Consider the following 19269-nt stretch of genomic DNA (forward strand, 5'->3'; position numbering starts at 1 on the left):
TGAGAAAGTGTTCCTACATACTTTTATTTTTTTAATAATCAAAATGATACTTTTCGTCAATTTGTCTTTTTTTTTAAAAAAGGCCTATCTAAAAGCTCGGGAAAGAAATGCTTATCTTTGCTACACTGATCATATTTTCATAAATGTGCTTTATCTCATTAAACAGCCAAGGACACTCTTGCTCGCGGCGTTCTGTGTGTAGAATTTTTACAACCGGCCTTCTGTTCAAATAAGAAATTTAGTTTATTTACAGAAAACACACTTTTTTAATTTATCGAAAACCTTAAAAAAAGAAAAATTTTTACTTTATTTATTAAGTGACTAAATATATAATATAAAATTGAAGCGCTTTCAAAATTAAAGGATTAAAAGGAGGAACTGGTTTGCTGAAAAAAGGATGGATTTCTTTTACGGGTGCTTTCGTTTTATCTTCTTCATTTCTTATGCCTTCCGCACAAGCCCAGGAGCAGATTATTAATCTTGTAGATGCTGAAGCATCGACGTCGACAAGACAGCTGTTTTCTTACTTGCAAAGTATTAGCGGCGAAAAAGTTTTGTTTGGCCAGCAGCACGCAACGGATGAGGGAATTACCGTTACCGGACCCGGTCTGCGGACAGGTTCTACCGAATCTGAAGTGAAAAACTCGGTCGGTGACTATCCCGCCCTCTTTGGCTGGGATACGCTCAGTCTGGATGGCTATGAAAAGCCGGGATCACGTGAACAATCTGCCGCCGAAAATCGAGCCAACCTGATCAAATCGATGAAAGCCGCACATGAACTTGGTGGCATCTTAACGCTTAGTACTCATCCGTATAACTTTGTAACCGGCGGCGACTTTTATGACACAAGCGGCCGTGTAGTCAAAAATATCCTGCCGGGCGGAAGCTATAATGCTAGATTCAATGAATGGCTTGATAACATTGCTGCTTTTTCCAATGATTTGAAAGACGACGAAGGCAAAGATATTCCTGTGATTTTCCGCCCGTTCCACGAGCAAACCGGCGGCTGGTTCTGGTGGGGAGCTCAAACCACTTCGGCTGCAGAATACAAAGAACTTTACCGATATACTGTAGAATACTTGCGTGATGTAAAAGGCGTCGATAACTTTTTATACGCTTTTTCACCAGGTGCATCTTTTGGCGGAGATGAAGAGAAATATTTAAAAACCTATCCTGGAGATGATTATGTTGATGTTTTAGGATTTGATCAGTATGATAATCCAAACAATCCGGGGTCTGAAGGGTTTTTAAATACTCTCGTAGTAGATCTTGGCATGCTCTCGAAATTAGCAGAATCGAAAGGGAAAATAGCTGCTTTAACTGAATATGGACTTGGATTAAAAACAAACGGAAACCTTGACACACAATGGTTCACGAGAGTGCTTGATGCCATCAAAGCGGATCCCTATGCAAGAAAAATTTCTTATATGCAGACTTGGGCTAACTTCGGGCTTAATGGCAACTTGTTTGTTCCATACAAAAATGCACCAAATGGGCTCGGAGATCACGAGTTACTTCCTGACTTTATCAATTTTTATAAAGACCCCTATTCTGCTTTCTCGAAAGATGTTGGGAATATATACGGAGGAGCAGTACCGGAAACAGTTGGAGAAAAGCCGTTTATGCATATTGTTTCGCCAATTGACCGTAGTCTCTCGCTCCAAAAAGTTACACCAATCAGCGTTAGTGTGATTCAGGGTAAACCCAAAGATATTTATTATACCGTGAATGACAAAGCGAAGAAGTACCCTCTTGTCAAAGGTGATGGTTATTATTATGAAGGGTCTGCTGCTTTAAAAGGTGACAAAGCAACTATTCATGTAACAGCCGAATTTGCTGATGGGACCTCTCAAAAACAAACGATTAAGGTGTATTTAAAAGAGCCAGAAAAACAGCCACCAACAGTAGTTGATACATTTGAGACATATTATGGCGATGATGAACAGCTGCAGGCTGCCTTTGCTACTCAAGGTGATCCCTTAAAACTATCGTTAACCAGTATCGTCAAAACGGAAGGTTCCTATGCATTAAAATATGACTATTCACTAGCTGGAGCAGGTTATACTGGCATGACCAAATCTCTAGATAGTGTTGACTGGGCTGAAGCAGATTCAATTGATTTCTGGCTGAAAGCAGACGGTGGAAATCAAAAAATGGTTGTTCAACTCAATGCCGGAGGAATCGCCTTCGAGGCGTATCCGTCACTTGCTTCTAAAACAGCCAGCGAGGTATCAATCCCATTTTCCGAATTTAAACCGGCCCCATGGGAATCTGCCGAACGGCAAAAAGAAACATTAACAGCTGAAAATTTGAAAAGTGTAAGGGCGTTTTCTATTTATGTAAATGCTACGGGATCAGAACCTGTTAACGGCACGATTTACCTTGATAATATTCGTGTATCATCTACTGGAAAAACAAACTTTACCGATATACCGGCCAGCCACTGAGCACATATATATAATGGCTACTATTCTGATTCAGGCCTATGAATGGAAAAACGGATCTGTTTCAAATAACATCTTTCCTTTATAATTCAGAATATATAGTGAAGCTGTTGGGGTTTTCTAACAGCTTCACTTAATAGGTGTCAAATGCTCTCCCGCTACAACGACTTCGTATAGCTTCTCTTTGATTAGAAAACATTAAAATTACTTTGTGTAAAGCTTATTATTTACTTACTAATTTTATTAAAACTATGATTGTAATAATTTGAATATAAAAAAGCATAGACAAGAGGTCTATACTTTTTGGGGAGAGGCAGTTGGAGAACTGACAGAATCGCGGTAAATGATACGACCCTTTACTTGGACCCGACCAAATTTTTTAGAAGGATCGTTTACTTTTTCATACATAAATTGAACAGCGGTACGTGCCATTTCTTCCACATTGACAGCTACGGTTGTTAATTCTGGAAACCCGATTGTTGCATAAGCATCATTGTCGAAACCAACTACTGATACATCTTCCGGTACCTGATATCCGTTTAAGACGAGCTTATTAATCAAGAGGCGTGCTACCTGGTCACAGTTACAAACAAAGGCAGTTGGCATTTGGTTCGGCAATTGAATATCTACAAATTTCCCCTCTTCATTCCGGTCATTTAAAATATAATTGTCGTTTCTTTCTAACCTGTGTTCAAGGAGCGATTTATAATAACCCAAAAAGCGGTCTTGAATACTGCTTGTCGCGTATAAATTACCGACGTACCCGATTTCCTTGTGTCCTTTGCTGATCAAGTAGTTTGTTAAATCGTAGGCGCCATAAAAGTTATCCGTAATAACCGCATCCATATCTGTTTTCTCATCATAAAAATCCATAAATACTACTGGAATATTTACAGACTGCATCATCTCAATGTATTCTTTACTGACCTGCCCCAATATAATCAGACCATCTACTTTTTGTTCCGAGTAAATACGTGGCGGCACTAAAGTTTTTTCATCAATTGAACTTAAAATGTGAAGGATGCCGTAATAACCTTTTTGCTCCAGCGATTTAGACAGAGACTGATAGATGTTTAAATAAAATGACTGCGTCATGCCCGTAAAGCGTTCTGGAATAGTAACACCAATATTATAAGAACGCCCGTCTTTCATGGCACGGGCTGATGTGTTGTAGCGATAACCCATTTCAGCAGCTACTTGTTTGATTTTTAATTTGAGGTCAGCACTGACTCCTTCTTTATCATTTAAAGCTTTCGATACTGTTACGCTGCTTACACCAAGCTTTTCTGCAATATCTCGCATGGTAATATTAGTTTTCAAATCCTCACTCCTCTCTGAATTATTGTTAATCGATAACTTAATTTTATGGCTAATAAAATCGTTTGTCAATGAGGCTTACTGTAATCAACCCGGAGAGCGTGCACAGATTGGTACGTAAATTTTAATACAACAGCAGCGAATAGTATGAGCGGAACAATTAAAGCCTATATTCACTGTTTTTAATATAAACAATGGATATAGGCGGAGTATGGCAAATCATTAATTATCAATGTTTTAAATCTGCATAAACCTATTATTTGTTTATAACTTAACCCCGTTTGAGGAAATTACTCCCTTAAACCAATCGAAACTTTTCTTCTTATATCTTTTCAAATCTCTTAAATTTGTTTCATCTCTGTTTACGAAAACAAAGCCATAACGCTTCTTCATCTCACCTTGAGAGCTCAAAATATCCGTTGATCCCCACGAAAGGTATCCGATAACATCTACACCTTCTTCCATGGCCAGTTTCATTTGTTCAATATGTTTCCTTAGATAATCAATACGATACTGATCTTCCACTGTTTGGTTTTCGTCCAGCTCTTCTCTTACACCAATCCCATTCTCTGTTATGAAAATAGGCAGCTGATAACGGGCATACATATCTTTTAAAGCCACTCTTAAGCCAATTGGATCAATTGCCCAACCCCACTCATTGGTATCCAGTTTTGGATTCGGACATACACCTGAAATAATGTGTCCATCCGTTTCCGGCAGGTGCTTAACCGTTTGACTTTGATAATAGCTGAGGCTTAAGTAATCAACTGTGTTATCCTTAAGTAATTCAGCATCTCCCTCTTCAAACACCGGCATTATGTTGTTCTGCTCAAGATGACTGGTAACATAAGATGGATACTCGCCGTGCACAAATACATCAAAATAAAAGTCTGTCAATAACTCTTTTGCTTTCATATTTGCTATAGCATCTTTTGGATCACAGGTCGCTGGATACGTTGTAAGGTAGGTTACCATTCCTGCCATTTGTCCATTTGGCACTAACTCATGCAGGGCTTTTACCGCCTTAGCATGTGCAATAAAAGCATTGTGGCACACCTGATATCTTAAAGCCTCAACTGATTCATTATCAGCCAATGTCACTCCCCAATATTGCGGGCTTGTTAAAACAAGATTTTGCTCATTAAAAGTAAGCCAATATTTAACTTTTTCTCCAAATCGTTTAAATACTGTCCTTGCATATTTATCAAATAACTCTACGACTTTTCTGGAAGCAAAACCGTTATATTTTTCTGCCAACGCCAAAGGTAAATCAAAATGATAAAGAGTGATAACAGGCTGGATTCCATTTGTCAGCATCTCATCAAATAATTCATCATAAAACTTTAAACCTTCTTCATTAGGTTCTCCTTCTCCATCTGGAAAAACCCTTGACCATGAAATGCTTGTGCGGTAGGCATTAAATCCCATTTCTTTAAAAAGCGCAATATCCTCTTTATAGCGATGATAAAAATCCACTGCTACCTTCCAATTTGAATGATTATTCTTTACCGGCCTTGCATCTACTATAGACGGGCCCTTTCCCCCCTCATTCCAAGCACCTTCAGTTTGAAAAGATGTTACCGCTCCTCCCCAGAAAAAACCCTCAGGAATAATATTCTTATTATTCATTTCTTTGCACTCCTTAATTGTGAAATAACATTGCAGGCTTACCTCAAGAACATTCTTGCAAGGCCTATTTGTTTAAGCGAAAAAAGAAATCTTATGTTGCATTACCTTATAATTATTGCTCCCCGCCATTCTGGTAGAGTTCTCTCCAGAATAGTTTTACTGCTTTTGCTGAGACTTCCGCACAAACACATCTATTACGCACCACTATAGAGCAGGAACATAAAAAGCGGAAGCAGGCTACTTCTCATTTGATAAACCTTAGGTGCATCCTGCAAACAAATAACGGTCTAAGTCAGATCTAGTATTCCTAGTTCAAAACTTCACTTTTGTAGATTTTTCTCAATATCATAGTCCCACACATAACATAGAGAGAAGGAGCAATGAATATAAGAAAAATTAAATTCATCTGACTTAATAAAACTATGACTAAAAATACAGCAAATAATAAAATAGATCGTACAAACCTTTTAAACATTAAATAAAAACCATAAAATAAAGCTTTCTTTACACTTAAATTCAACTTAACCAAGTTCCACGTTACATATGTGAATAGCACCACTCCCAATAAATACAAATAAACAAACACAAACTTTGTAAAAACTCCTATATCTGCCGGTACGGATTCAGGTAATGGAAATATGATAAACAGCCCTGTATAAATAAAAAAACAAAAAGTAAACAATGAAATTTTTTTATAACCTTTGTATTTTTGGCTTCTCTCTCGAAGTCCTTCCCTAATTGAAACCCCGTTCCCCAAAAGAACTTCATCCATCATTTCAACCAATGTACAGAAAGAAGCAACAAGACCAAATATAAAGAACTCTTTTATCAACGCTACCCAAAAGAAGACACTCGTTTTAGCCAGGCTAAAGACCAAATCCATTATCCAGAAAACCTTGCTGTCTAAATACGTACTTTTATTCATCCGTTTCACCTTCTTGAAATAAGGTACTTGAGTTAACAAGTACCTTTTCGTTATTATTTCAGGTTATATTCTTTGCGAATCTGATCCGCAATTTTTTTCAATTCTTTTTCCGCATCGAGATCCTTCAAATTAATATTGTCAATGACTGGATGGATTTTATTTGCAATCTCAGCATAATCAGGTGTATACGGTGCATTCATAACAGTTTTGCCTTCTTGAAGAAGCGTTCCTAATGAATCTGCATTCTCCGGCGCGTTTTTCATAGTAGTTATTTTATCTGCATGACGCTTTACCACTGGAATAGCGTTAATTGTATCAATCTGGATATCCTGCCCTTTACCGCTTGATAGGAACTTCAGCAACTCAAATGCTTCTTCAGGATGTTTTGTCCCTTTTCCAATACCGATTGGCAGATAAGAAGCTGCAGATACATTGCCGGCTTTTCCTGCTGGCATTGGTGCCACGTCCCACTCAAAGGAAACGTTTTTCTCCGTATCTGCCCAGTCCCATGGGCCCATTAATTTCATGCCCGCTTTTCCAGTTAGGAACAAATTAGACATGCCCTGTGCTTGAGCTGATGTTGGTTGAACTTTATATTTGTTGATAAGATCGGATCCAAACTGGATTGCTTCAATTGATTCCGGCGAGTCCACTGTCACTGTCTTGCCATCTTGACTTATGTATGATCCCCCGTTTTGAACCAAAATTTCCCCAGTATAGTAGTTTTCAATTCCAAACTGTACTGTTTTTCCACCTTCAACTTTTGTTAATTTCTTCGCTGCATTAAGGAAGTCATCCCAAGTCCAATCATCTGAAGGATATGGTACTCCTGCTTCATCAAACATATCTTTGTTATAGCCCATCTGGAATGTCGCTGCATCACGAATCAGCGCGTATTGCTTGCCATCAACCTGACCCATTTCAAGAATGTTAGGCAAGTATTCATCTTTATTGATCTCTTTATCAGATAGATCCATCAATACATTTTTAGATACTAACTGTCCAAAGGCAGATGGTTGGATCCAAACTAAGTCTGGCTGGTCACCGCCGGCAGACATTGTTAGGAACTTGTCGTTAAACTTATCGTATGGAGCATAAACCATTTCAACATTGACACCAGGATTTTCTTTCTCAAATGCTTTAAAGATTTCATTTTCCAGTTTTGTACCTTCTGGATTGTTATTCCAAACTAATATACGGAGCGTCACGCCATTCTTTGAGTCTCCACTTGACGTATCAGATCCAGAACATCCCGACAAAAAGGCTGATAAAGCCAGCACAAGGGTTAAAAGGAAAACACCTAATCCTTTCTTCTTAAACATCGAATTACTCCCCCCTATTTATTTAGTAAAATATAGATAATGAATAGATATGGTTCCAGAAAAGGATCATTATCTAGCGTGACCCTTACGAATCAAACCTAGCTATTACTTTCCACCAGTAGTCGCGATACCTTCTATGAAATACTTCTGCCCAACAAAAAACATGATTATCAAAGGCAGAATAATAAGCACACTTGCTGCCATCATTGGTCCCCATTCTATCAACAATGCACCCTTGAATTGGAGAATCCCTAAAGCTAGCGTGAATTTAGAATCGTCATTGAGATAAATTAACGGTCCCAAGAAATCGTTCCAAGTCCACATGAAGCTTAGCAAGGCAACAGTAATGACTGCCGGAGTGGATAACGGAAGGACAATCCGCCAGAAGATTCCCAGAGTGCTGCACCCATCCAAATAAGCTGATTCTTCGAGCTCTTTTGGGATGGTTTTAAAAAACTGTCGAAGCAAGAAAATAAAGTAAGCGTTACCAAAAAAGGCAGGAACAATTAGCGGCAAAAAAGTATTTGTCCAACCAAGTTTCGCAAAAATCATGTATACAGGAATCATGGTGACTTGCGGAGGGAGCATCATAGTTGCCAACAACAAGATAAACCAAACATCCCGTCCTTTTCCCTTAATTCGTGCAAAACCGTAAGCAACCAATGTCGAGGATAAAACCGTCCCAATTACCGTTGCTACAGTAACAATGATGGAGTTTAAATAATATTGACCAAAGTCCACGATAGTGAATACGTCTTTATAATTCGCAAAATCCCATACCTTCGGCAGCAAACTAGGTGGAAAAGAAATGGCTTCATTTTCAGGCTTTAGTGATGTCCCAACCAACCATAAAAATGGAAAGATGAAAACGATAGATAAACTGACAAGAAGTCCGTATGTCAGAATTCTTTCAAAAAGTTTACCCTTTTTTATGCTGCTCTCTTTTTTTATCCTCACTGCTTTGGTTTTTACTTTTGCGATTTCCACTCCACTTTCCCTCCTTCACTTATTCGTCATATTCATAGTAGACTTTTTTTCCAAATACCTTAAATTGAATCAGTGTGAAAACTAAAATGATGAGAAATAGAATCCAAGCAAGAGCGGATGCATACCCCATCTTAAAAAACTTGAATGCATCTTGATACAAGTAGAAAACATAAAATAGAGATTTATAATTTGGTCCACCGTTTCCACTGCTTACGACATACGCTTGTGTAAAAATTTGAAAAGCGCCGATGAGTCCCATGATTAAATTAAAAAAAATAACGTTTGATGTCATAGGTATTGTTATATTCCAAAACTTCGATAACTTCCCTGCTCCATCAAGCTCAGCAGCTTCATAGAGAGAGGCAGGCACATTTTGAAGGCCGGCCAGGTAGATAACCATTCCTCCACCTGCTCCCCATAGACTCATAATTATTAACGAAGGTTTAACCATTGCCTCACTCAGCAACCAATTCGAGGTTGGCAGATGAAAAAATGAAAGGATCGCATTCGCAATGCCAAAATCCGGCTGAAAAATCAAGATCCATAATAAAGAGCTGGCAACAGTGGGAACAAGAGACGGTAAATAGAATACAGTTCTAAAAAACCCCATAAACTTTACCTTTGCGTTTAAAAGGACCGCTAACAGATAACCAACTATCAATCCAAGCGGTACTGCAAAAACGGTATAAAAAAGTGTATTCCATAATGATTGCCAAAACAAAGGATCTTCTGTAAATATCTTTTGATAATTTTCAAATCCTACCCAATTTGCTGTTCCAAGACCCGAATAGTCAGTAAAGGACATATATAACGAATACACCATGGGCCCCGCTGTAAAAACAAAGAACCCAATCAACCAAGGTAAGATGAACATGTAGAACAAAAATGTTTTCGATTTATGCATTTTCCACCCCGCCTTATCTAATTTTTAATAAGGAACTCCACATGACTTTATCAAATAACCTGGGAATTCTCGAAAACCTTCAAACCCTTTAGATCAGTTTTGTTTTTCACTCCCTTCTAAAAATATTAAATCACTAACAGTTAACTTAATTATTAACTTAACTTAAACATTTGTTAATCGCTAACTTAATAAAATAATTATATATTCACCAGAATTAAATGTCTATACTTTTTTGAAATTTTCAAAAATAAAACAGAAAACGCTTACAAATGTCAATTTAATTCTAACTTGTTCCTGCTATCAAGAAATAACTAAGATTTGACACATGATTTGTGATAAGATCGTTTGTTAAGTAATGGATTAGTTTCAATTTAAGTTTATATCGTTTAAAAAATAAATAGTTTATTTTGATAATTTTTGTTATAATTTAAGTCGCTCGCAACTTTCTTTTTATTTTCTCTATTATTTTGTAAGTGCTTTCTAAAATAAGGGTTTATTATTAGTAAGGAGTGGTGAATAGTAATGCCGATTAAGGTCAATGAGGAAACGAAAGAATTTCATCTTTTCAACCGAAATATTAGTTATATTTTTAGGGTGTTAGAAAAAAGCAAGCAACTAGAGCACCTGTATTATGGGAAAAAAATAAAACACCGGGAGTCATTTAAGCATATTATTGAGCGCGAAATAAGACCTTCTTGCAATATGTTTGAAGGCGATCACACTTCATCATTAGAACACATAAAACAAGAATACCCAAGTTTCGGAACTACAGACTATCGATATCCCGCCCATATGATAACAAATGATGCAGGCAGCCATGTTACAAATTTTCAGTTTGAAAGCTATGAAATTATTCAAGGAAAGCCCCTACTCAATCAATTGCCTGCAACTTATGTAGAAAATGAGAGTGAAGCGGAAACCATCGAAATCACATTAGTGGATCATATTTTAAAGAGTAAATTAATTTTAAGTTATTCCATTTATGCGGATAAAAATGTTATTTGCCGCAATTCAAGATTTATCAATACCGGTGAGGAAGTATTTTATCTTAATAATGCTATGAGCATGAATGTTGATTTCCCAGACGACAACTATGAAATGGTTCATCTTGCAGGAGCTTGGGCCCGTGAAGCTCACATGGAAGTGCAAAAAATATCAAAAGGAATCCAATCTGTCTATAGCACGAGAGGTGCCAGCAGCCATGTCCACAATCCTTTTCTTGCTTTGAAGCGGCCGGATACCACTGAACACACCGGTGATGTATATGGATTCAGCCTGGTATACAGTGGTAACTTTTTAGCCCAGGTTGAAGTAGACACATATAGTGTAACCCGGGTAATGATGGGAATTAACCCCTTCTGTTTTAAGTGGAAATTAAATTCAAAAGAATCCTTTCAAACCCCTGAATGTGTTATGGTGTTTTCTGACCAAGGATTAAACGGAATGAGTCAAACATTTCATGAGCTTTACCGTACAAGGTTGGTTAGGGGAAATTGGCGTGATAAAGACCGCCCTATTTTAATTAACAACTGGGAAGCCACGTATTTCAATTTCAATGAAGAAAAAATCTTAACAATTGCCAAGGCAGCCAAGGACTTAGGAATTGAGTTATTCGTTTTGGATGATGGCTGGTTTGGAGAAAGACATGATGATACAAGTTCACTGGGGGACTGGTTCGCAAACAAAGAAAAATTGCCAACTGGCATTAAAGGCTTATCTGAAAAAATAGATGTGTTAGGGTTAAAATTAGGCTTGTGGTTTGAGCCAGAGATGGTATGCAAAGGTACAAAGCTATTAAATGAGCATCCGGATTGGATTATCGCCACTCCTGGCCGCTCGCCTTCACATGGGCGAAATCAGTTTATTTTGGATTTTACAAGAGAAGAAGTGGTCGATCATATCTTCTCGCTAATGGATGAGATTATCACGGGTGCAAAAATAAGCTACATCAAATGGGATATGAACCGGTATATTACAGAAGCTTATTCAATGAGCCTGGCTGCAGATCAACAAGGTGAGGTTTATCATCGGTATATTTTAGGAGTCTATAGTCTTTACGAGCGATTAATCCAAAAACATCCACAAATTTTGTTTGAATCTTGTGCAGGAGGAGGAGCTCGTTTTGATCCGGGGATGCTATATTATGCTCCTCAAGCTTGGGCTAGTGATGATACAGATGCGGTTGAACGATTAAAAATTCAATATGGGACTTCTATGGTCTATCCATTAAATTCTATAGGAAGCCACGTTTCAGCTGTTCCGAACCACCAGGTCGGCAGGACGACACCGATTGAATCTCGGGCAAATGTTGCTTATTTCGGCACATTTGGCTACGAACTTGATGTAACAAAACTAAATGATGAAGAAAAAAGAAAAGTGAAAGAACAGATTTCCTTCTTTAAAGAAAAACGCAATCTAATTCGTAACGGAAAGTTCTACCGGCTGCAAAACCCTTTTGAATCCAACGAAGTGTCTTGGATGATTGTATCAGAAGATCAAAGAGAAGCAATCGTGGGATATTATAAGATCCTCGCAAAACCTAACGATAAATACTATCGTATTAAATTAAAAGGCCTAAACCCTAAGAAACTTTATCAGATTAAAGACCGAGGCAGCAATCATTACGGTGATGAATTAATGAATATAGGAATTATTTTAGCTAAGGACTACACAGACCGCGCTTATGAATATTGGCAAAGGGAGTTGCCGGGTGACTTCTCTTCCGAAATATTTGTACTGAAGGAAGTAGAAACTGTGTTGTAAAAAGGAGGATACTTATGAATAATTACATGGTTTTTGATATAGGCGGTAGTGCCATTAAATATGCGGTTATTAATGAAAATGGTGATTTTCTAACCAGGGGGTCATTCCCTTCTTCACCGCTTGATTTTGAAAAGTTCATCTCTGAATTGTTACAAGTAACGAGAAAAAATCAAGATAAGTACCAGATTTCCGGGATTGCTCTCAGCAGTCCTGGGGGAGTTAATAGCGACACCGGCATTATAGGGGGAACCAGTGCCCTCCCTTGTATACACGGCCCTAATATAAAAGAAATAATTGAAAACAAAAGCGGTTTGCCGGTTGAAATCGAAAATGATGCAAACTGTGCGGCATTATGTGAGGTTTGGAAAGGTACAGCTGTAGGTAACAATGATGTTTTATTTGTAGTAATCGGTTCTGGAATCGGCGGTGCAGTTGTAATAGACCGAAAAATTCATAAAGGAGCTAATTTGCACAGCGGAGAATTCGGCAATATGATCATGGATACTGTTGACGATATAAACAATATTTCTTTCCGGACATGGAGTGAATTAGCTGCAATAGGTGCTCTCGTTCGTCGGGTTGCAGAAATTAAAGGAATTGATGTATCGAATTTAGATGGAAAACAAGTATTTGCAGCAGCTGAAGCAGGTGATCGGGAGTGCATGAATGCCATCGATGATTTTTATTTATCTTTAGCTAAGGGTATTTTCAACCTCCAGTATGTTTATGATCCGGAGAAAATTATTATTGGCGGCGCAGTCAGCAGCAATGATAATCTTATCAAACAAATAAATAAAAAAATTGATATCATAATGAATTCATTGCAGGGTGCAAAAGTACGTCCATTAATAGAAGCATGCAAATTTGGAAATGATGCTAATCTTCTCGGTGCTTTATTCCATTACTTTCAGTGTAGAGATATAGACTGGAAAAGAACAATGCCTGATACTGACCATGAAACTTACGACAGAAGTCCTGCATAAATGCAGAGCTTCTTTTACGAAATTAGTTACAAGCCAATGGCTGCCCCCAAGACAATTGGGATAAAAAATATTCTTTTAAATCTTTAAATCCCTTACAAATCATTCCTAATATTGCCCAGCCAGAAAAAAATTTGCTGAAGAATCAGGTCATGAGACATCATATTTTGAAGGTGTAGAACGAGGTTAATGTGTTATTAAGTATGGAACTCCTTGAAATAAAAGAAGCAGCAGATGAATATATTAAGCAACTCAAGGACCAGGTTATTTATTAAAATCATATAATTAATATTGAGGATTTATAAAAAAAAAGATTCCTTGTCCAATTTTAATGGCCAAAATCTCTGCTTTTATTGAAAGCTGATTTTTTGGCTTATTTTTATACTGTTGGATGAGCTTTTTAGGATTTGAAATAAAGAAGAACCTGCATTAAAGCACGTTCATTTCACATTGGTAATTCATTGTGGAATTATAACGACAAGAACATTTATGCATAGTATAATTTTTCCTGTACATTAGTTTGCTCACTCAAGGGAGTCTTGCTCATCCCCTAATGAAAGGGGGTGAGGCTTATGTCAACATTTCAAGCATTAATGCTAATGCTTGCATTTGGGTCATTTATAATTGCCCCGTTGACGTATATAAATAAAAAATAGACCTCCCTTGAGCTTAGAAACCTGAAGGGTTAGGCCTATCTAGAATGACATCGAGCAAGCCCTTTGGTGGGCAGCTTTTTGTACAGAGTCGGGGTGTTGGTAGCACCCTGGCCTTTTTTATTTTATGCATTTCATTAAACAAAATGCAAAAAATAATTATATAATTGTATCATCACCCTAATTATAACCATATAAAAATGGTATTTGCAATACTATTGCTTTATGGATAAAACCATTATTTTATTTAGATTGAGGATGATTAGTTTTGCAACATCTCATACAATTGCAATACTTTTGTTTAGTTGTCTAAACTAACTTTCAATGCATCAGCTAGCATGGCGTTAAAATCATCAAATTTGTTCATCAGCGTTCCAGAGGGTTTATCAAGCTCTAAGTATTCATTCTCAATTACATCTAAACAATACCAAGCTGTATCTGAGTCACCAAAAAACAGATATTTTTTCTGCTCATCATTTTCGTGCCACTGTTCATTTGTTTCAATAAAACCATAAACTTCTTCATCATTTTCTTCTCTCAGTAATTCTTGATCCAATCCATAGATTACCAAGCCATTAAAATCTAATCCGTTTACAGTTTGAAGGAATTTTTTATATTCTAAAGGAATCTCATTTACAGGGAACTTACCTAATACTGCTTCTTCAAAGATCCTTATTTCTTGGTCTGTAACAGGAGAATTTAATTCATCTCCATACTTTGCTTCAGTTTTTCGAATTTCCTCTAATAAATTTACCCACATAATACTGCCTCCTTATTTCTCACTTGGATATATCTCACCATTTGGAATAGGCCAATTAATCTTCTTTGTTTCCCCCGGTGTTAAACCTTTTGTTAACGAATTTTGCTCATTAGTTATTGCTTTATGATAAGGGTCATTTTTGATCAAAATCAAGTTATCCATGTCGTTTGTGCCACCGTCATCTAAAGGAAGCTTATGGTGAACTTGATATCCTTTTGGATTCAACCCATCCTTCATTCGGGCAATATCCTTATCTGTTAAGCCAGCCTTCTTAAGTTTCTTAACTTTATTGGGGTCATTTGATAGACCTTTTAAAAATTGTTTTTTTATAGAACTGTTGAACTTTCTTCTAAGTTTTGCTGTTTCTTCTGGACTTCTCTTTGTGTAGCTAATTTCCTTAACTTTAACACCTTTTAAAAGAACCTGTTCACCTTTTAATGTTCCTACAAAATCATCGCTACCAGCAGATTTATATAGCACACTGTTCTTCTCGTCTATCGCTTCTTTCAATATTGATGTGTTTTTCACATTATGAGTATTCTTTATATCCTGAAGGATACCTGCATACGCCAAATGATTATTATTTAATGAAATAGAATTAATGAAGGTTTTTCCTTTATCAATTCCAGTCTTTACGCTATTAGTAACTGCTTTTTCTCCAGCCCCTAAGACTTTATCGACCTTGGCTGCTCCAGTTGTAGCTAACTTACTTGACCCTTTAAGAATAGAGCCTCCACCTTTTAATCCAACAAGGCTTCCAACAGCATAAGTTATATAGTGTGCTCTCGAATAAGCATCACCATTAACCATTTTATCATTCCAGGAATCAGATAAGTCTTTCCAAATAATTTTAGCATAAGTAGGTGTTTCAATTATGGTACCAGTTATTTTTAATAGCTTCTGCTCATCAGAAAGCTGTGAAAATTCCCAAGTACCAACTGCTAAGTCTTTGGCACCAACTACCGTATCCTTAACGACATCATATGCAGCTACACTTACTCCTTTAATAATATCCCAAGTGATCTCTCCTGCTTCTTCTAGCTGCTTTGCTTGTTCAATTTGCATTGCTAGCTGTACTTGAGACGGCTCCAGATTCTTATAGCCTACTTTCTTAGCAATCTCTAAATACTCATCAGGGTCAGAAACACCGTCATTAAGTTTTTTCTTTAATTCCTTTATTTCACGTTCTTTCGCTTCTTCTTTCTTCACGTTTAAATAAGATTCAGAATGCTTCTCAATATCGCCTTTTTTCTTATGTATGTCACTTTCTCTGTACGCTTTAGCGTTATAGTGAATCGGAGTGGCGTTCTTCCCTTTGCCTGTAGATTCCTGCAGCTTTTTAAAATCTTGCTGAATGAATTGTTCGTTAGGCTCTGTTTCAGCATATTCTGTTTTCAAATTCTCATCAAGCTTGTTTAGCTTATCAATTGTTTTTTCACGTTTGTCATCTGCAGAAGAAAGTTTGTCTTTGAAGTCTTCTGTTGAGAATATTTCAAGTGGAAGGATGTCATTGATGTCATTCAGAATGTCTTTCATTGCTTTTTTCTGTTCAGACATAATGGATTTTGATTTTGTGTATGCATTTACAAGTTCATGTTCTAAAAAAGATTCTTCTATGTAAGCATCAGACATCTTGGCATCTTCAAGTTTTGCAGAAACGCTGCTTAAGAAAGCAATCTTCATATCAATAAGGTCAATCCATTGATCTGTAACACCGACATGATCATGATAAAACGCTTTAATGTTGTCTGCACCCTTACCGGAAAACTCGCTGTCATCCAGGTCAGCTACAGCTTTAAACGTTTTTTTGAGCTTCACCATTTGCGACCTTAGTTCCTTGTACTCTTTGGCTCTTTTATCCGCTTCAGAGAGCAGTGAATCAGCTTCAAATACCTTCATTTCTTTCCCCTTCTCTTTTTTAACTAAATCTTACCATAAACAAATTTAGAACTTCCAACATTAAAAATGATTCAATAAAAACAAGCAATAAGAACCGAGACTTTAAGACTAAATTAACAAAAGATTATATACACCTTTCATTTAAGTTATTTATAACAAAACCAAATTTCTCGATAATTAATAATTTTCTCCAATTGAATAGCACAAATATTGTATGATATATATGTATGTTCATAAAATAAACTCAAGGAGATAAGAATATGAAGCTTAATTTGCCGCAAGAAACGATTAATGAAATCCTAGATTTATTGAAAAAAAGAAATGCTGCTGAATATAAAACAGAAGCATTGTCTAAATACTATTTCACATACAGGGAAATTGAAAAAGGTGTTAATATTCTCGATCAGAAATTAAAGGTTCTCGAAATCGAAAGCCAATTTACAAAGGAATTAAAAATACAGGGAAAGAGCATGGGCTTTAAATTGGGTGCTATTATGCGTGATAAGGATACAGCTCCATCAATTGAACAAGGAAAACTTTTATACATTTACTTTTTCACAAACCATAAATACGATTTGAGCATTCCTGAAGATTTAATCAATGAAGAACACCACCATGAAGTAGAACTTAGAGGATTTGTAATTCCAGACTAATAAGTAAGGGGCTTTGTTAAGCCCCTATAGACTTTGTAAGAAATAAGATAACCATATTATACATCGTGCTATCGTGTTCTATAATAATTTTCTGCTGTATAGTATCGCCATTCCCAAAAAGTTGCCCCATTGGATTCTATATACCGATCTAGAAATATCTCAAAGTTTAAATTTAATGGTGTATACTCTCCTAATTGTAATATAAAAAGATAGTTGGGATCCCCCTTCTCCAATTTATCTTTGTCGATCATCAAATGACAACCTTCTAATAAATGACCAATTGGGATGCCATTGATACCTTCAAATAAATCCTCATATTTTAGTTCCTCTTCAATCTCTTCAAGGCTAAATAAATAAAGTCCCCCACCTATATTCTCCCCATCAGAAAGAATCTGAAAAATTTTCGCACCATTATGTAGTGTCATGAACTTCTGATAATCCTTTGGAAGGGTGAGCTGGTGTTTAGCCTCAAAGCTTTGGATGTCATTCAGGGTTGCTTTGTCCTCTGAAAATGTAACAAGGAACTCCATGATATTTCCTTCAGAACAAAATAATTTAATGGCCCCTTTTTCATCTAAGAGACTTTTCAAACCGTTGACTGTCTTATGAACAAAATTAGTCAAATAAATCACCCCATATATAATTACTTTTTATTATCACGAAACACATGGCAAATGATCTTTAATGTTTAAGAATTAACAATTTTACTCATAATTGAACCAGCATTAGTAGTGAACAAAATATAAGTGTTATTTGCTGTTTTAATCACTACCCTATCCGTAGAGCCATAAGGAAACCCAATCCTTACTGCATTTTTTTCCTCTCCCCCATAGTTTGGATCAAGGAATACATCGTTAATTTCTTTGATTGGAATTTCAATTTTGGATAGCTGCCAATTGATAATTAAGTTTTCATTTGATTTTTCAACGTTGATTCCAAGCATAAAAACATTCCCCTTTTGACTATGAATTCAGTAAAATTTTAACATGCGCCTGGAAGTTTTAAAGAGAAATGCGATGATATTAAGGAAAAATTAAATTCACAATAATTGGATACAGGATTATAATTATTGATGGTTTACCGATATAAATAGAGAACAAACATTCTAAAAGGGGAAATGAAGTTGAAGAAAGTATTATTAGGTTTTGCAGCATTCACTTTGAGCTTATCGTTGGCAGCCTGCAGCTCAAATGATTCTGAAAAAGTAAGCACAGAAAAAGAAACACCGCAAGCGTCTAGGGATGTAGAAAAGAAAACAGAACAAAAGGAATCTACTAAAGAAAAAACTACTGACAAATCTAAGGAAAAAGACAAAAAGAAATTGGTCGATGTTACTCTAGATAGAGCTGTTGATGGTGACACAATTAAAGTTAGCTATAACGGAAATATAGACACAGTGCGCTACTTGCTCATAGACACACCCGAGACGAAGAAACCAAATTCTTGTGTTCAACCGTACGGTGAAGATGCATCTAAGCGTAACAAGGAGTTGGTTAGCAGCGGTAAGCTGCAGCTGGAATTTGACAAAGGCGATCGCAGAGATAAGTATGGAAGACTGTTAGCTTACGTTTATGTTGACGGCAAATCTGTTCAGGAAACATTGCTAAAAGAGGGATTGGCTAGAGTAGCATATGTATATGAGCCAAACACCAAATACATAGACCAATTTAAGAAAGACGAGCAGGAAGCAAAATCAGAGAAGCTTTCAATCTGGAGCAAGAATGGATATGTGACCGACCGAGGATTTAATGGCTGTGTGAAAGAGAAAACCACTGCAGTTAAAAAAGCAACAACATCTAAACCGGCAGCTAAACAGCCTACTACTCCAAAGGCATCAAGTGAAACTTCGACTACAACTGAAAAAGAAGCTTCTTCAGAGACAACTGGAGAAACAGAAACATTTAAAAATTGCACAGAGTTAAGAAAGAAATATCCGAATGGAGTGCCTAGCTCCCACCCTGCTTACCAATCTAAAATGGACAGGGATCATGACAACTATGCATGTGAACGCTAATTGAAAGCCCTTTGCGGCT

General features: G+C 36.8%; 16 protein-coding genes. 6 read left to right on the forward strand and 10 right to left on the reverse strand.

What is annotated here, in order from left to right; genetic code table 11:
- The first annotated feature begins 383 nt into the window (after nt 1-383).
- Complete coding sequence (locus NYE56_RS09880) at nt 384-2447, forward strand: glycosyl hydrolase (protein WP_268402627.1); 2064 nt, start codon at nt 384-386, stop codon at nt 2445-2447.
- A gap of 291 nt (nt 2448-2738) precedes the next feature.
- Here the strand turns inward: NYE56_RS09880 and NYE56_RS09885 are convergent, their stop codons facing one another.
- The 6 genes from NYE56_RS09885 to NYE56_RS09910 all read right to left on the reverse strand — a co-directional run bounded on the left by NYE56_RS09885 (nt 2739) and on the right by NYE56_RS09910 (nt 9528).
- On the reverse strand, nt 2739-3764 hold the full coding sequence (locus NYE56_RS09885) for a substrate-binding domain-containing protein (RefSeq protein WP_268402625.1): 1026 nt from the start codon (nt 3762-3764) through the stop codon (nt 2739-2741).
- A 261-nt stretch (nt 3765-4025) separates the two neighbouring features.
- Entirely contained in the window at nt 4026-5390 is a 1365-nt protein-coding gene (locus NYE56_RS09890; RefSeq protein WP_268402622.1) for a glycoside hydrolase family 1 protein, read from the reverse strand.
- A gap of 307 nt (nt 5391-5697) precedes the next feature.
- A complete protein-coding gene (locus tag NYE56_RS09895) occupies nt 5698-6315 on the reverse strand; it encodes a hypothetical protein (protein WP_268402621.1) in 618 nt (205 codons plus the stop codon).
- Nucleotides 6316-6368: 53 nt separating this feature from the next.
- Nucleotides 6369-7637, reverse strand: a complete 1269-nt coding sequence (locus NYE56_RS09900; protein WP_268301163.1) for an ABC transporter substrate-binding protein — start codon at nt 7635-7637, stop codon at nt 6369-6371.
- A 105-nt stretch (nt 7638-7742) separates the two neighbouring features.
- Entirely contained in the window at nt 7743-8624 is an 882-nt protein-coding gene (locus tag NYE56_RS09905; RefSeq protein WP_326849869.1) for a carbohydrate ABC transporter permease, read from the reverse strand.
- A gap of 19 nt (nt 8625-8643) precedes the next feature.
- Nucleotides 8644-9528: a carbohydrate ABC transporter permease gene (locus NYE56_RS09910; protein ID WP_268301100.1), complete on the reverse strand. Its 885-nt coding sequence runs from the start codon at nt 9526-9528 to the stop codon at nt 8644-8646.
- Between the two features lie 522 nt (nt 9529-10050).
- Between NYE56_RS09910 and NYE56_RS09915 the strand changes: the two genes are divergently transcribed.
- The 3 genes from NYE56_RS09915 (at nt 10051) to NYE56_RS09925 (ending at nt 13927) form a co-directional block, all read left to right on the forward strand.
- Nucleotides 10051-12291 carry an alpha-galactosidase gene (locus NYE56_RS09915; RefSeq protein ID WP_268402619.1) on the forward strand — a complete coding sequence of 747 codons (2241 nt, stop codon included), beginning with the start codon at nt 10051-10053 and terminating at the stop codon, nt 12289-12291.
- A 14-nt stretch (nt 12292-12305) separates the two neighbouring features.
- Complete coding sequence (locus NYE56_RS09920) at nt 12306-13274, forward strand: ROK family protein (RefSeq protein ID WP_268402618.1); 969 nt, start codon at nt 12306-12308, stop codon at nt 13272-13274.
- Nucleotides 13275-13843: 569 nt separating this feature from the next.
- Nucleotides 13844-13927, forward strand: a complete 84-nt coding sequence (locus NYE56_RS09925; RefSeq protein ID WP_268424883.1) for a putative holin-like toxin — start codon at nt 13844-13846, stop codon at nt 13925-13927.
- 298 nt (nt 13928-14225) lie between these two features.
- Here NYE56_RS09925 and NYE56_RS09930 read toward each other — a convergent pair whose 3' ends face one another.
- Both NYE56_RS09930 and NYE56_RS09935 read right to left on the reverse strand, forming a co-directional pair.
- On the reverse strand, nt 14226-14684 hold the full coding sequence (locus tag NYE56_RS09930; protein ID WP_332276148.1) for a YrhA family protein: 459 nt from the start codon (nt 14682-14684) through the stop codon (nt 14226-14228).
- Between the two features lie 12 nt (nt 14685-14696).
- Entirely contained in the window at nt 14697-16583 is a 1887-nt protein-coding gene (locus NYE56_RS09935; protein WP_341283802.1) for a T7SS effector LXG polymorphic toxin, read from the reverse strand.
- Between the two features lie 260 nt (nt 16584-16843).
- On the opposite strand from NYE56_RS09935, the gene NYE56_RS09940 reads away from it, so the two are divergent.
- The gene (locus NYE56_RS09940) at nt 16844-17236 is read left to right on the forward strand and encodes a hypothetical protein (protein WP_071579406.1); all 393 of its coding nucleotides are present in this window, start codon (nt 16844-16846) and stop codon (nt 17234-17236) included.
- A 68-nt stretch (nt 17237-17304) separates the two neighbouring features.
- Here NYE56_RS09940 and NYE56_RS09945 read toward each other — a convergent pair whose 3' ends face one another.
- Entirely contained in the window at nt 17305-17859 is a 555-nt protein-coding gene (locus NYE56_RS09945; protein WP_341283803.1) for an SMI1/KNR4 family protein, read from the reverse strand.
- Between the two features lie 65 nt (nt 17860-17924).
- Complete coding sequence (locus tag NYE56_RS09950; RefSeq protein WP_332276145.1) at nt 17925-18179, reverse strand: SunI/YnzG family protein; 255 nt, start codon at nt 18177-18179, stop codon at nt 17925-17927.
- Between the two features lie 180 nt (nt 18180-18359).
- Here NYE56_RS09950 and yokF point away from each other — a divergent pair, with 180 nt between their 5' ends.
- The gene (gene yokF, locus NYE56_RS09955) at nt 18360-19250 is read left to right on the forward strand and encodes an endonuclease YokF (protein ID WP_341283804.1); all 891 of its coding nucleotides are present in this window, start codon (nt 18360-18362) and stop codon (nt 19248-19250) included.
- The last annotated feature ends 19 nt before the right edge of the window (nt 19251-19269 follow it).

Source organism: Bacillus sp. FSL R5-0603 (assembly GCF_038050295.1).
Classification (GTDB): domain Bacteria; phylum Bacillota; class Bacilli; order Bacillales; family Bacillaceae; genus Bacillus; species Bacillus subtilis.

What these genes read in the sequence shown, in the direction of transcription:
- NYE56_RS09890 (WP_268402622.1), bottom strand. Translation starts at nt 5,390, where the DNA reads ATGAATAATAAGAATATTATTCCTGAGGGTTTTTTCTGGGGAGGAGCG.
- NYE56_RS09895 (WP_268402621.1), bottom strand. Translation starts at nt 6,315, where the DNA reads ATGAATAAAAGTACGTATTTAGACAGCAAGGTTTTCTGGATAATGGAT.
- NYE56_RS09900 (WP_268301163.1), bottom strand. Translation starts at nt 7,637, where the DNA reads ATGTTTAAGAAGAAAGGATTAGGTGTTTTCCTTTTAACCCTTGTGCTG.
- NYE56_RS09910 (WP_268301100.1), bottom strand. Translation starts at nt 9,528, where the DNA reads ATGCATAAATCGAAAACATTTTTGTTCTACATGTTCATCTTACCTTGG.
- NYE56_RS09915 (WP_268402619.1), top strand. Translation starts at nt 10,051, where the DNA reads ATGCCGATTAAGGTCAATGAGGAAACGAAAGAATTTCATCTTTTCAAC.
- NYE56_RS09920 (WP_268402618.1), top strand. Translation starts at nt 12,306, where the DNA reads ATGAATAATTACATGGTTTTTGATATAGGCGGTAGTGCCATTAAATAT.
- NYE56_RS09925 (WP_268424883.1), top strand. Translation starts at nt 13,844, where the DNA reads ATGTCAACATTTCAAGCATTAATGCTAATGCTTGCATTTGGGTCATTT.
- NYE56_RS09930 (WP_332276148.1), bottom strand. Translation starts at nt 14,684, where the DNA reads ATGTGGGTAAATTTATTAGAGGAAATTCGAAAAACTGAAGCAAAGTAT.
- NYE56_RS09935 (WP_341283802.1), bottom strand. Translation starts at nt 16,583, where the DNA reads ATGAAGGTATTTGAAGCTGATTCACTGCTCTCTGAAGCGGATAAAAGA.
- NYE56_RS09940 (WP_071579406.1), top strand. Translation starts at nt 16,844, where the DNA reads ATGAAGCTTAATTTGCCGCAAGAAACGATTAATGAAATCCTAGATTTA.
- NYE56_RS09950 (WP_332276145.1), bottom strand. Translation starts at nt 18,179, where the DNA reads ATGCTTGGAATCAACGTTGAAAAATCAAATGAAAACTTAATTATCAAT.